Below are 12,622 nucleotides of genomic sequence, written 5' to 3' on the forward strand. Positions count from 1 at the left end.
CCTGGAAGTCGCTAAAAAGCGCCCTCTCTCCACTTGTTGCGAGTCAATCTTGGACTATCAAGCCGTCATGGACGCCATTTACACCCGGGGATGGGTGATAGTGGATGATTTTTTAACCGCCGCCGAGGTGGATGCTCTCAAGGCGTGTCTGCCGGATGCGTGGCGGCCGGCGGGGATCGGCCGCGATGCCCTGCATCAGGACAACCGCGCCATTCGCCGGGATCAGATCCACTGGCTCGAACCCTCCCTCGGCGCGCCGGTGGCCGACTATCTGGCCCGCATGGAGGCACTGCGGCTGGCCGCCAACCGGATGCTGATGCTGGGGCTGTTCGACTACGAGGCCCACTTTGCCCGCTATCGCAGCGGCGACTTCTATGCCACCCATCGCGACGCCTTCGCCGGGCGCTCCAACCGCCGCCTCACCTCGGTGTTCTACTTGAACAACGAGTGGCAACCCCAGGCGGGCGGGGTGCTGCGGATGTACGATGACGACGAGCAGTTTTTGATGGATGTCTCGCCCCGGGGCGGGCGGCTGGTGCTGTTTTTATCCGAAGAGTTCCCCCACGAGGTGTTGCCCGCCAACCAGGAGCGTTACAGCATCGCCGGCTGGTTTCGGGTCAACGGCAACGGCAACGGCCGGCTCGATCCGCCGCGTTGAGCTCTTTTCATCCAATTTCTGACACAGGCGGGAATTTTTATGGCCGTTGTCGGCGGATGGGGCTCCCATCGGCTGACAAGGCTTGATCTCCCTTGCTACACTGGCCCGCACTTATCTTCGTATCTGGCTTCGTCCGGTTTTAATGCGGTTGGGTTTTAAATGGTGATGGCGAAGCCGCTTTTCCCAAGGGATCACATCTAATGAAGAACATGCATGTCTTGCTGCTGTGCGGCGGCGGTGGCTCCGAGCACGAAGTCTCTCTGCGAAGCGCAAATTTTCTCGAGCAACAGCTCGGTCTTTTGCCTGGGGTCGACGTGACCCGGGTCGAGATGTTTGCCGACCGCTGGCTCAGCGCCGACGGCCGCGAATGCAAGCTGGGGCTGGACAAGCTGCTGTCGTTTGACAGCGTGGCCCGGCCGGTGGATTACGTGGTGCCCTGCATCCACGGCTACCCTGGCGAGACCGGCGACCTGCAATCCTTCCTCGAGCTGGCGGGCCTGCCTTATCTGGGCTGCGACGCCGAGGCGAGCAAGATCTGCTTCAACAAGATCAGCACCAAGCTGTGGCTCTCCGCCATCGGCATCCCCAACACCCCTTATCTGTTCCTGACCGAGCAGAACGACGCGGCGCTGAGCGAGGCGAAAGCCGCGCTGGCCAAGTGGGGCAAGGTCTTCATCAAGGCGGCCTCCCAGGGCTCTTCCGTTGGCTGCTACTCCGCCAGCAACGAAGCGGATCTGGTGAAGGGCATTGCCGATGCCTTCGGTTATTCCGAGCAGGTACTGATCGAAAAAGCGGTCAAGCCGCGCGAGCTGGAAGTGGCGGTGTACCAGTACGGTGACGAGCTGGTGGCCACCTATCCGGGCGAGATCTGCGTGCCGCAGGACAAGTTCTACACCTATGAAGAGAAGTACAGCAGCGCCAGTCACACCGAGACCGCACTGCGCGCCGAGGGGCTGACCCAGGCGCAGGCTGACGCCATTCACGAGTACGCGCTCAAGGCGTTCCGTCAGCTCAAACTGACCCACCTGTCGCGTATCGACTTCTTCCTGACCGAAGAGGGCGAGATCCTGCTGAACGAAATCAATACCTTCCCGGGCATGACCTCCATCTCCATGTTCCCGAAACTGCTGGAGCATCACGGTCACCGCTTCGCCGACTACCTTGAGCAGATCCTGCGCAAGGCGGTCTGAGGCCGGCGTCCGAGCAGGGTGAGCTGAATGATGAAGAGGGGCCTGCGGGCCCCTCTGTCGTTGTTGCGGTGGGCGATGTCACATAGCTTCCGGGGTGAACAGCCAGATGTGCGCCCCTTGTGGATCTGCAATCAGCGCCATGCGCCCGACCCCCGGGATATTCATGGCGGGCACCACCACGCTGCCGCCGTGCTGGTTGACCCTGAGTACCCTGGCATCGACGTCATCCACCGCGATATAGGTTGCCCAGTGGGGTGGTACGCCGGCCATCTCGGGATGACCCCGGGTGGCCTGCACGCCGGCGATCGGCCTGCCATTGGCAACCAGCATGGGGTAGTCGCCGCCCTCCATCGCCATGGTCTGGCTCTCCCAGCCGAGCACCTCGGTGTAGAAACGGATCCCGGCCTCGGCATCGGGCAGATAGAGCTCGTGCCAGGTGAAGGTAGTGCCTTCGGCCAGGGCGTGCTCGCGGGCAATATCTTGTTCTGCCATCGTCGTCCTCCTGTGTCCCATGCGTGGGTGCATGGGTTGACGACCAAGTATAGAGAGGTGTGGCCTCCCGGCTTGCCCCGGATGGGGGGCCTTGCTGCGCGGTGGACGGCTCGTTACAATCTGCCCCCCTTTTTGTCCTGCCACAGGCATCGCCAGAGCCGCGTTCCATGAAGCCAATTCCCGATCACGCCGTCAATCGCCTGCGCATCTGGCGCAAGAGCGTCTCGACCCGACCCTTTCTCGCCCGTGGCGGCAGCGTGCCGCGCTGCGAAGCCTGCCAGCTGCGCGACGACTGGTGTGCCTGCGAATGGCGCCCCGAGCTCAAGGCCGAGGCCGGCTTCTGCCTGCTGATGTACGACAGCGAGCCGATGAAGCCCTCCAACACCGGCCGCCTCATCGCCGATGTGCTGCCGGATACCACCTGGGCGTTTCTCTGGTCGCGTACCAAGCCCCATCCCGAGCTGCTGGCCCTGCTGGCGGATCCCGTCTGGCAACCCTATGTGGTGTTTCCCGCCTGCGAGAAGGATCCGGCCCGGCTCACCTCGGTGGTGACCCCGCTCCCAGGCAAGAAGCCGCTGTTCATCCTGCTGGACGGCACCTGGCCCGAGGCGCGCAAGATGTTCAACAAGAGCCCCTATCTGGACGGCTTTCCGGTGCTCTCCATCAAGCCCGATGCGCTCTCCACCTATGGCATGCGGGTAGCGCACTGCGACGAGCACCTGTGCACCGCCGAAGTGGCGGCCTGCGTGCTGGAGGTGGCCGGCGAGCTGGCGGCGGGACAGGCACTGCAGCTCTGGTTCAATCTCTTCAGCAGCCGCTACATGGCGGGCCGGGTCAGCCGGGCCCCCGGCGAGGATGAAGCTCATCTGCAGCAGGCGCTGGCCGACATCAAGGGCAATGAGGCGACCTGTGCCCCCGATGCTGCCTGAGCAGGGGGGTGAGGGAGCCGGCATGCTTGCCAGCCGTTTCACAGGGATGATTAATTGATGAAAATCAGGAATCAATTGCCTGCCACTGTTTCGTTAGCTTCATGAGCCAAGCCCCATTAGGATAACGACCAGCGTTGTTCATCAGGCTCATGGCGAGCCTGCGCCGTGCGGGCCCTTGCCGGCCCCGTCAATGTTGTGAGGCTATGGATGGAATTGGAACTGTTTACCCTGCTTGCCCTGTTCGGCGTGGCCCTGGTGGCCGGCTTTATCGATGCCATTGCCGGTGGGGGCGGCCTGCTGACGGTGCCCGCCCTGCTCGCCACCGGCATGCCGCCGGCGCTGGTGCTCGGCACCAACAAGCTGCAGAGCAGTTTTGGCTCCTTCTCCGCCACCTGGTTCTATGCCCGCAAGGGGCTGCTGGAGTGGCACATCATCTGGCCAGCGGTGATCTGCACCTTCATCGGCGCGGCGCTCGGCACCCTGGCGGTGCAGACCATCGACGCCGCCATCCTGGAGCGGTTGCTGCCCTTCCTGCTGATGGCCTTCGCCTGTTACTTCTTCTTCTCCCCCCGAGTGAGCGATGCCGAGAGCTCCCGCCGCCTCGCTCCCATGGCGTTCGCCCTGCTGGTGGGCGGCGGGGTGGGCTTCTATGACGGCTTCTTCGGGCCGGGCACAGGATCGTTTTTTGCCATCGGTTTCGTGGCGCTGGCGGGCTTTGGCATGGCGCGGGCTACCGCCCACACCAAGTTGCTCAACTTCACCTCCAACATCGCCTCGCTGCTGTTTTTCGCGCTGGGGGGCAAGGTGGTGTGGAGCGTCGGCTTCTGCATGGCGCTGGGCCAGTTCATCGGCGCCCGTTTCGGCTCGAAAATGGTACTCAAGCAAGGGGTAAAGCTCATCAAGCCGCTGCTGGTGACCGTCTCCTTGCTGATGTCCGCCAAGCTGGTGTGGAGCCAGTACCCCGAGCTGTTTGCCTGGCTGGGGTAAGCGCTTTTCGCTGACACTGGCAGTCAACACAAGGGGGCCCGATCCGCAAGATCGGGCCCCTTTGCATTGTGGCGCTCAGCCGGCCAGCGGCTGGAAGTGGGCTTGCAGGGCCTGCACCAGCTGGGCGATGCGTGCACGCTTGAGGCTGTTTGGCCGATAGACCAGGTGCAGCGGGCGGGCGAGCCCGGCGAGGGGGCGAGCCTGGGTCCCCTGTGCGCCGACCAGCGCCAGCAGGCCGGCCGGCAGCAGCACAGGGCCGATGCCGGCCTTGGCCAGCTCGATCAGCGCCAGGTAGGAGTCGAGCTCCATGGCGGGGATGAGGCCACGGGCCGCCAGCGGTTCGCGCAGGTAGCGGTTGGAGGGGTTGTCCAGGTCCATGGTGAGGATCTGACGCAGCCCTTGATCGGCGTTTTCGCCCTCGCGCTGATCGCCCTCCACCAGATAGAAGGGCTCCTCCAGCAGCAGTCTGGCCTCCAGGCCGTGGCCAGGTGGCAGGCGCCCGGCGCAGATGCCGAGCAGGGCATCGCCGCTGCGCACTCGCGCCAGAATGACCGGGGTATGGTGGGTGGAGAGGGCGAGATGGGGATCCTGTCGCAGGTAGTCGTGCATGAAGCGGGCGAGGTAACCCGCCAGCAGGGTCTCGGAGCAGGCGACGGGCAGGGGAGTCAGGTCGGTGAGGGTCTGACTGTCGGCCAGCACCCCCTTCATCTCGGCGAGGCTGGGTGCGACCCGGGCCAGCAGCTCTTGTGCCTGGGGGGTGAGCCTTATCTGGCGCCCGTCCGGCTCGACCAGCTTCTTGCCGAGGCGCTGTTCAAGCTGGGCGATGCGCTTGCTCACCGCGGACTGGCTGATATAGAGCCGGCTGGCCACCTTGGCCATGGTGCCTTCGCTGGCCAGCAGGCAGAGTGTCTCCAGCCCTTCCAGTAACATATCGCCTCCCGTCGTCTTCGTAGGAAGGCGTTACCTTAGGGGCTGACGGGGTTGGGATCAAGCATCCTTCGCCGTCCTGACGGGGCGCAGGCGCCACTCCCGCAGGGGCGGTGCGAATATCACAAGGTTGCCAAGCAGGCTGATCATGACCCCCACCACCGACACCGGCTGCCAGACGAACCCCTCGTAGAAGGTGGAGAGCGTCAGCGCCACCAGGGGGAACAGCACGGTGGCGTAGGAGGCCTTGCTGGCGCCGATCCGCCCCACCAGGGTGAGGTAGGCGGTGAAGGCGATGACAGAGCCGAACAGGGCGAGATAGACCATGGCCGCCAGGTAGTGACCGTCGGTCGGGATCACCAGCTGCTGGCCGAGCAGGGTGACCCAGCCCAGCAGCAACACCACTCCGTAGACCATGCCCCAGGGCACCAGCTGCAGCACATGGTAGCCCTGGCGCTGGCCGCGGGCCGAGACCAGGTTGCCGAGCGAGAAGCAGAGGGTGCCGCCGCAGGCGAGCAGCAGCCCCTTCCAGCCGTTTGCACCCAGTTGCGCATCCGCCAGCACCGGCCAGAACAGCAAGAGGGTGCCAAGGAGCCCCAGCAAGGATCCTTGCAGCCAGCGCAGGCCGGGTCTTTTCCCCTCGAACAGCCAGAGGTTGAGGCCGTTGAAGATGCTGGCACTGGCGAAGATCACCGCCGACAAGCCGCTCGGAATGTAGAGGGTGGCGTGATAGAAGCAGAGAAAGTTGGTGGAAAAGAGCAGGCCGCCGAGCAGGGCGGCATAACGCTGGCCCGCCCAGGGCAGGCGCGGGAAACGGCCGCTGGCGGTGAGCAGGGCAAACAGCGCCAGCGCCGCCAGGGCGAAGCGATAGAGCACCGAGACCTCGATAGGAATGGGGCCAAGCTGCCAGGCGATGGCGATCCAGGTGCTGCCCCAGATAAGGATGGTGGCAAGATAGAGCATCAGATTCATGGGGTATCCGGTGAGATGACAACGACATGGGATCAGCATGCCGCGGGCGGCGGTGGCGGGCTTACACCATCTTGCGGTTTTTTGCAGGCAGCCGCAGTCTTTGCCGCCGCGCCGCGTTAAGATGGCGCACAAGGGCCATCAGGCAAGCAACAAGAGGAACAGAGCGGGTGCTGCAGACTAAGCCGGCGGGAGTATTCGATGCACTGGTCAGCACGGGCGCGCGACTGGAGAACGCCTGCTGGCTGGAACCCGGCCTTGGCGTCGCCAGCTGGCGCAACTGTTATGATCAGACCCGCTACCACAAGCCGGGCCACCATACCCTGAGCGTTTACCTGCAAGGGGGCGAGCAGACCGAGCGGCTGGACGGCCCGGGCGGCCACGGCGGCACCGGCAAGGTGTGCATCATGCCGGATCACCACAGATCCGAGTGGCTGGTGCGCGAGGAGTTTCGCTTCTTCCACCTCTACTTCACCCCGGCCCACCTGACCCGCATCGCCGAAGAGGTGTGCGACAAGGAGGGGCGCCACCTGCTGCTGGAAGACAAGACCTTCATCGACGATCCCAAGGCCGCCACCCTGGTGCAGGGCCAGCTGATGCAGCTGGACTGGCAGCATCAGGTGGATCGGATGGCGCTCTCCCACGGCGCCTGGATGCTGATGCTGCACGCCTATCGCCACCACACCCGGGAGGCGCCGCCCCTGCCCGAGGTGCGTGGTGGCCTGGCGCCGGCGGTGATCCGGCGGGTGCAGGAGTACCTGCTGGCCCATCTGGCGGAGCCTGTCACTCTGGCCGAGCTGGCGCAGGAGGCGGGTCTGAGCGAATACCACTTCGCCCGCATGTTCGGCCAGAGCCTCGGCTGTCCTCCCCACCGCTACCTGCTGGGGCTGCGGCTCAAGCGGGCCAAGCAGCTGCTGGCCGGCGCCGACTCCCTGGCCAGCATCGCCATCCAGTGCGGCTTCTCGTCCCAGGCTCATCTTGGCAACCGCTTCCGGGAGGCGTTTGGTCTGACCCCAGGCCAGTGGCGCAGCCAGCTGTCATCCTCCTGTCACAGATAGGCGGCAGATTGGTTGGCAACGAGGAGGAGCCTCGTTCCTTCAACCTGCACAGGAGTTGCCCTTGAATCATCGCAAACGTCAGACCCGTACCCGCCACCTCTGGTTCAGCCACTGGAATGCCCCCCAGGGCCGCCTTGGCATGCCGACCCCGCCCGAACCGCTCGTTCCTCACAGTTCCCGCTGAAAATCGCCACGACCCGATAGGATTTTCCCGACAACTTTGCCACTATTGCGCCATCAGGATGGACTGGATATGGCCGCATGTTTCTGGAACGCATTGAAGTCAAAGGTTTTCGCGGAATAAATCGCCTCTCGCTCGGGCTGGACAACACCACAGTGCTCATCGGCGAAAACGCCTGGGGCAAGTCCAGCCTGCTGCGCGCCCTCTGGTGTCTTCTGGGTCAGGATGCCGAGCCCTATCAGTTCAGCAGCGATGACTTTCACCAGCCTGAAGACCCCGAACTCGAGCCGGCCCGCCACCTGCAACTGGTGCTCACCTTCAGCGAGCACAGACCCCAGATGTGCCTGCACTCCCGCCGGCTGGCTAGACTTGGTGCGGCCTGGGTCAAGCACAAGGACAAGTTTCACCGCATTCACTACCGCGCCAGCGCCGAACTGCAGAGTGACGGCACCGTCACCACCACCCACGACTTTCTCGACGGCATCGGCAAGAGCCTGCCCATCGACGATGCCCATGAGCTGGTCTGCCTGCTCATCACCATGAACCCGGTGTTCCGGCTGCGGGATGCCCGCACCGCCCGCAACGGGGTGGAGACCCTGCAGTGGGGGGATCTCTCCGAGCACCGGCTGAGCGAGCTGGCCGACAAGCTGATCGACGAGCCCCAGCGCATCGGCGAGCCCGAGCTCAAGGAGGCGTTGCAGGCGGTGCGCCAGCTGATGGATCACTACTTCAACGCGCTGGCCCCCATCAAGAACAAGCCGCGCAGCCAGCGGGAGATCGTCAATCGCCCCATGACCCTGCGCAACCCCGGCAATCTGCAGGCGCTGCTGCGCAATGCCGACAACCGGGCGCTGCAACTGGCGATGGCGGGCATGGCGGCCACCCTGCTGCAGGCGCGCGGCAACCGGGAGCTGGAGCAGGGGGCGCGCCCCATCATGATCCTGGAAGACCCGGAGAGCCGCCTGCACCCCACCATGCTGGCGCTGGCCTGGGGGCTGCTGGAGCAGCTGCCGGGGCAGAAGCTGCTCACCACCAATTCGGGGGACCTGCTCTCCTCGCTGCCCCTCAACCAGATCCGTCGGCTGGTGCGCCGCCAGCAGGACATCGTCTGCCATCAGCTGGGGGGCGAGCGCTACAGCAGCGACGATCTGCGCAAGATAGCCTTCCATGTGCGCATCAACCGCCCCATGTCGATGTTTGCCCGCTGCTGGCTGCTGGTGGAGGGGGAGACCGAGATCTGGCTGCTCTCCGAGCTCGCCCAGATCTGCGGCTACAGTCTGCGGGCGGAGGGGGTGCGGATCATCGAGTTCGCCCAGTGTGGCCAGTCTCCGCTTATCAAGGTGGCGCGGGATTTTGGCATCGAGTGGCATCTGCTCACCGACGGCGACGAGGCGGGGGTCAAGTACGCCACTTCGGCCCGCTCCCTGCTCAAGGGTGAGCGGGAGCGGGATCGCTTGACCCAGTTGCCGGCGGCGGACATAGAGCACTACCTCTATCACAACGGCTTCGAGGCGGTGTTCCGGCGTGAAGCCGGCGTGGGGGGGCGCTCGACCCTCAATGCCGGGCGCATCATCAACAAGGCGATTCACCATCGCAGCAAGCCGGGCATGGCGCTGGCGGTGGTGGAGGAGGCGGAGCGGCTCGGTGGCGAGCACATCCCGCCGGTGCTGCGCCAGATGTTCGCCCGGGTGGTGGCGCTGGCCCGCGGCCAGGGCTGAGCGCTGTCGGCTCGGGTCGCAGCGGATGGCGAGGGCCTTGAAATCTTGGCAGGCAAGGCGGCCGGCGCCCGTTGCCGGCATCTGATCGCCAGCCATCAATGGTGGACGTGCTCCCGGGAGGGATTGGGGATGGCGGCGGCTTTGGGTATACTCGGCCCCTTCATCCGGCGCCCATCGGCGCGTTCTGAATCCTTGCTGCTGGAGGCGTCATGTTCGTCCAACTCCCTTTTTGGCTCTTTCCCCTGACCGGCCTGATGGCGCTGGGGGCCCTCATCGCCCTGGGCCTGGTGTTCTGGCGCGGTGATCTCTGCCCGGGCCAGCGCTCGCGGATCACCACCCAGCTCTTCTCGGTCTGGGTGATCACCGGCCTCTCCCTGATGCTGGCGGTGGAGGCCAAGGCGGCCGACTGGCTGATCTGGAGTGGTGCTGCCGCCCTGATCCTGGGGGTGGTGCTGTCGCTGGCCCAGTCCCGGCTGGAGGGCAAGCGCGCCATTCCCGCCACGCTGTTCTGGCTGCCGGCCATGCCGCTGCTGGTCTATGGCATCGGCTTGCTGCAGATCCAGGGCTGGCTCGGCGGCCTGCTGCAGATGGTGCTGCTGGGGGCGGCCTTTGCCCACCTGATGCTGCTGCGGGCCCGTCACCGCCTGCAGGCGTTCAATACCCTGCTGCCGCTGGCCGGGCTGGTGGCCGCCATCCTGAGCCTGCTCTGGCTGGCGGTGCTGGTGGGCTGGCAGGGGAGCAGCGCCAGCCTCGATGCGCTGATCCCTGGCGTGCTGACCCAGGCTGCCCTGCTGATCGCGGCCTTGCTGCTCTGGTTCAGCCCGCTCTATCGCCAGCAGGAGACGGCGCCGGTGGTGGTCTCCACCGCCCTGTGCGGCCTCATCATCGCCCAGCTTGCGGCGACCAGCGTGCTGCACCAGCTGGCCTGACAGACTGGCGTCATGAAAAAGCCCACCCCGGTTGCCCGGGGTGGGCTTTTTGCTGGCCGCAAGCCACCCCTTAGTAGAAGTCGTCGGCGCCGCAGATGAAGAGGCAACTGCTGCGCGGCTGGGCCAGGTACTCCCGGGTCAGCCCCTCCAGCGGCATGCCGAAGGTGCTGATGTCCTCGGGCGAGGGCAGGGCGGTATCCAGGATCCGGCGCCAGTAGCCACCGACTCCCTTGGGGGGGCTCGGCAAGTTGAAGGTGAGCGGTTCCCAGTAGGCGTTGAACAGCACGTAGAGGGCCAGCCGGGTTTCGCTCGACAGGGCCGACATGGCGATGGCGTGGGAGTGGGGGCTGAAGTCGGGTTGGGCGGCGTTGACCCCGTGCCAGCAGATCTCGCTGTGGCGCAGGATCTCGGTCAGCGACAGCGGCATGCTCTCCTGCTCCGGGCGCTGGAACAGGTGCTTGCGATACTGGATCAGCTCCTTCATGAAGCGGAACATCTCCTGGCCCATGGCGTCGGGCTGCCACTGCATCCAGCAGGTGTCGTTGTCCTGGCAGTAGCCGTTGTTGTTGCCGTGCTGGGTGCGCAGCACCTCGTCCCCCATCAGCAGCATGGGGGAGCCCACCGAGAGCAGGGTGGCCACCATCATGTTCTTGGCCTGCCGCAGCCGCAGGGCGTTGATCTGGGGATCCTCGCTCGGCCCCTCCTGGCCGTGGTTCCAGCTGAAGTTGTGATCGCAGCCATCCCGGTTCTGCTCGCCGTTGGCGTCGTTGTGCTTGCCGTTGTAGCTGGCCCAGTCCCACAGGGTGAAGCCGTCATGGCAGGTGACGAAGTTGATGCTCTTCTCCGGATCGGCGTGATGGTAGTGGTAGATGTCCGGGCTGCCGCACAGCCGCTCCACGAAGGGCATCACCGCATTGTCATCCCCGCGCAGAAAGCGACGCACGTCGTCCCTGAACTGACCGTTCCACTCGCGCCAGCGGGCGCCGGCCAGGCTGCCCACCTGATAGAGGCCCCCCGCATCCCAGGCCTCGGCGATGAGCTTGATGTCGGCGATGCGAGGATCGGTATCGATGGTGCGCAGGGTCGGCGCATTGGCCTGGGGCTGGCCCGATTCGTCCCGCGACAAAATGGCCGCCAGGTCGAAACGAAAGCCGTCCACGTGCATCTCCTGGCGCCAGAAGTGGAGGCTGTCCATGATCATGCGCAGCACCACCGGGTGGGCACCGTTGAAGGTGTTGCCGCAGCCCGAATAGTTGGTGTCCTTCTGATTGGCGTCGAGGATGTAATAGGCCTCGTTGTCGATGCCGCGAAACGAGAAGGTGGGGCCATCGTCGCCCCCCTCGGCGGTGTGGTTGTAGACCACGTCCAGGATCACCTCGATGTTGGCCCGGTGCAGCGCCTTGACCATGTCGCGAAACTCGGTGAGGGGATCCTCGCCGCTGGCGTACTGGGCGTGGGGGGCAAAGAACGACATGGGGCTGTAGCCCCAGTAGTTGGAGAGCCCTCTGGGGGAGTCCTGAGGATCGAACTGGAACACCGGCAGCAGCTCGACCGCGGTGACGCCGAGGGATTGCAGGTAGGGGATCTTCTCGATGAGACCGAGGTAGGTGCCGCGCAAGGCGGGGTCGACCCCTGAACTCGGCGACTTGGTGAAGCCCCCCAGGTGCAGCTCGTAGATCACTGAGCGGGAGAGGGAGTGGGCGGGCAGCTTGTCCCCCTCCCAGTCGTAGTGGCGGGTGTCCACCACCCGGTTTTTGGCGCACTCCGCCAGGTTGCTGCCGGGGCGGGCCGCCGCCCAGCGATCGTAGTTGGCACCCAGCTCGATGCTGCGGCCATAAGGGTCCAGCAGCACCTTGTCCGCATCGAAGCGGGTGCCGTAGTAGGGGCGCCAGGGGCCCTGGATGCGATAGGCATAACGTTGACCGAGCTCGATGCCCTCTATATGGATGTGCCAGTAGTAAGCGGTGCGGTTGAGACGGGGTGACAAAGGGATCACCTCAGGGGTGGTATCGTCGGCACTGGCGAACAGCAGCAGTTCGACCCGGCTGGCGAGGCGAGCCCAGATGGCGAAGTTGACGCCGTCGTGCTCGGGTGTGGCCCCCAATTGACGGCAATGACCGGCGGAGATGCGCATGATAAACCTACCCAAAACGAGGAGTTACAAACCATCTGAGTGTAGTGCGCCAAGCTGGCCCCAAACCTGCTTGTCTGAAAAATCGGCGCTCTGTTGCAAATTCCTGCGATTTGTGCCGGTTTAATCTTCGAATGAAGTTTTTTTAGGATATTTACTTGCAATCTGAGCGCCGGCGCCTATTATTGGCGACCTCAGACGCGGGGTGGAGCAGCCCGGTAGCTCGTCGGGCTCATAACCCGAAGGTCGTCAGTTCAAATCTGGCCCCCGCAACCAACTATTTGTATCCATGGCAAGCGCTAGCGCCTGCGGTGGAGACGAAGACAGCAAGGGGCAACTGCTCTGTCTCTTGTGGTGGCAGTACAATTCGGACGCGGGGTGGAGCAGCTCGGTAGCTCGTCGGGCTCATAACCCGAAGGTCGTCGGTTCAAATCCGGCCCCCGCAACCAACTA

At 64.7% G+C, this 12,622-nt stretch carries 12 protein-coding genes and 2 tRNA genes; 10 read left to right on the forward strand and 4 right to left on the reverse strand.

Translation table 11 applies throughout. The features are described from left to right. Positions 1–49: 49 nt before the first annotated feature. Positions 50–658 carry a 2OG-Fe(II) oxygenase gene (locus tag OKC29_RS01710; protein ID WP_162275678.1) on the forward strand — a complete coding sequence of 203 codons (609 nt, stop codon included), beginning with the start codon at positions 50–52 and terminating at the stop codon, positions 656–658. A gap of 200 nt (positions 659–858) precedes the next feature. Next, entirely contained in the window at positions 859–1,848 is a 990-nt protein-coding gene (locus OKC29_RS01715; protein WP_024944446.1) for a D-alanine--D-alanine ligase, read from the forward strand. Between the two features lie 78 nt (positions 1,849–1,926). Here the strand turns inward: OKC29_RS01715 and OKC29_RS01720 are convergent, their stop codons facing one another. Next, the gene (locus OKC29_RS01720; protein ID WP_011706237.1) at positions 1,927–2,340 is read right to left on the reverse strand and encodes a VOC family protein; all 414 of its coding nucleotides are present in this window, start codon (positions 2,338–2,340) and stop codon (positions 1,927–1,929) included. A 167-nt stretch (positions 2,341–2,507) separates the two neighbouring features. Between OKC29_RS01720 and OKC29_RS01725 the strand changes: the two genes are divergently transcribed. Both OKC29_RS01725 and OKC29_RS01730 read left to right on the forward strand, forming a co-directional pair. Next, positions 2,508–3,269, forward strand: a complete 762-nt coding sequence (locus OKC29_RS01725; RefSeq protein WP_073350125.1) for a tRNA-uridine aminocarboxypropyltransferase — start codon at positions 2,508–2,510, stop codon at positions 3,267–3,269. A gap of 207 nt (positions 3,270–3,476) precedes the next feature. Further along, the gene (locus OKC29_RS01730; RefSeq protein WP_011706235.1) at positions 3,477–4,256 is read left to right on the forward strand and encodes a TSUP family transporter; all 780 of its coding nucleotides are present in this window, start codon (positions 3,477–3,479) and stop codon (positions 4,254–4,256) included. Between the two features lie 75 nt (positions 4,257–4,331). On the opposite strand, the gene OKC29_RS01735 is transcribed toward OKC29_RS01730, so the two are convergent. Both OKC29_RS01735 and OKC29_RS01740 read right to left on the reverse strand, forming a co-directional pair. After that, a complete protein-coding gene (locus OKC29_RS01735) occupies positions 4,332–5,186 on the reverse strand; it encodes a LysR family transcriptional regulator (RefSeq protein WP_073350127.1) in 855 nt (284 codons plus the stop codon). Positions 5,187–5,243: 57 nt separating this feature from the next. Continuing rightward, entirely contained in the window at positions 5,244–6,155 is a 912-nt protein-coding gene (locus OKC29_RS01740) for a DMT family transporter (protein WP_162275679.1), read from the reverse strand. A gap of 167 nt (positions 6,156–6,322) precedes the next feature. On the opposite strand from OKC29_RS01740, the gene OKC29_RS01745 reads away from it, so the two are divergent. The 4 genes from OKC29_RS01745 (at position 6,323) to OKC29_RS01760 (ending at position 10,038) form a co-directional block, all read left to right on the forward strand. After that, a complete protein-coding gene (locus OKC29_RS01745) occupies positions 6,323–7,210 on the forward strand; it encodes a helix-turn-helix domain-containing protein (RefSeq protein ID WP_011706232.1) in 888 nt (295 codons plus the stop codon). Positions 7,211–7,271: 61 nt separating this feature from the next. Next, the gene (locus tag OKC29_RS01750; protein ID WP_254902163.1) at positions 7,272–7,394 is read left to right on the forward strand and encodes a hypothetical protein; all 123 of its coding nucleotides are present in this window, start codon (positions 7,272–7,274) and stop codon (positions 7,392–7,394) included. A 77-nt stretch (positions 7,395–7,471) separates the two neighbouring features. Then, on the forward strand, positions 7,472–9,109 hold the full coding sequence (locus OKC29_RS01755; protein WP_011706231.1) for an ATP-dependent endonuclease: 1,638 nt from the start codon (positions 7,472–7,474) through the stop codon (positions 9,107–9,109). A 209-nt stretch (positions 9,110–9,318) separates the two neighbouring features. After that, on the forward strand, positions 9,319–10,038 hold the full coding sequence (locus tag OKC29_RS01760; RefSeq protein ID WP_073350131.1) for a hypothetical protein: 720 nt from the start codon (positions 9,319–9,321) through the stop codon (positions 10,036–10,038). A gap of 70 nt (positions 10,039–10,108) precedes the next feature. Here the strand turns inward: OKC29_RS01760 and glgX are convergent, their stop codons facing one another. Further along, a complete protein-coding gene (gene glgX, locus OKC29_RS01765; RefSeq protein ID WP_073350133.1) occupies positions 10,109–12,172 on the reverse strand; it encodes a glycogen debranching protein GlgX in 2,064 nt (687 codons plus the stop codon). 196 nt (positions 12,173–12,368) lie between these two features. On the opposite strand from glgX, the gene OKC29_RS01770 reads away from it, so the two are divergent. Beyond that, a tRNA-Met gene (locus OKC29_RS01770) sits at positions 12,369–12,445 on the forward strand. A 96-nt stretch (positions 12,446–12,541) separates the two neighbouring features. After that, positions 12,542–12,618, forward strand: a tRNA-Met gene (locus OKC29_RS01775). Positions 12,619–12,622: the final 4 nt, after the last annotated feature.

This window comes from Aeromonas sp. QDB34 (assembly GCF_027705405.1).
In the GTDB taxonomy this organism is placed as follows: domain Bacteria; phylum Pseudomonadota; class Gammaproteobacteria; order Enterobacterales; family Aeromonadaceae; genus Aeromonas; species Aeromonas hydrophila.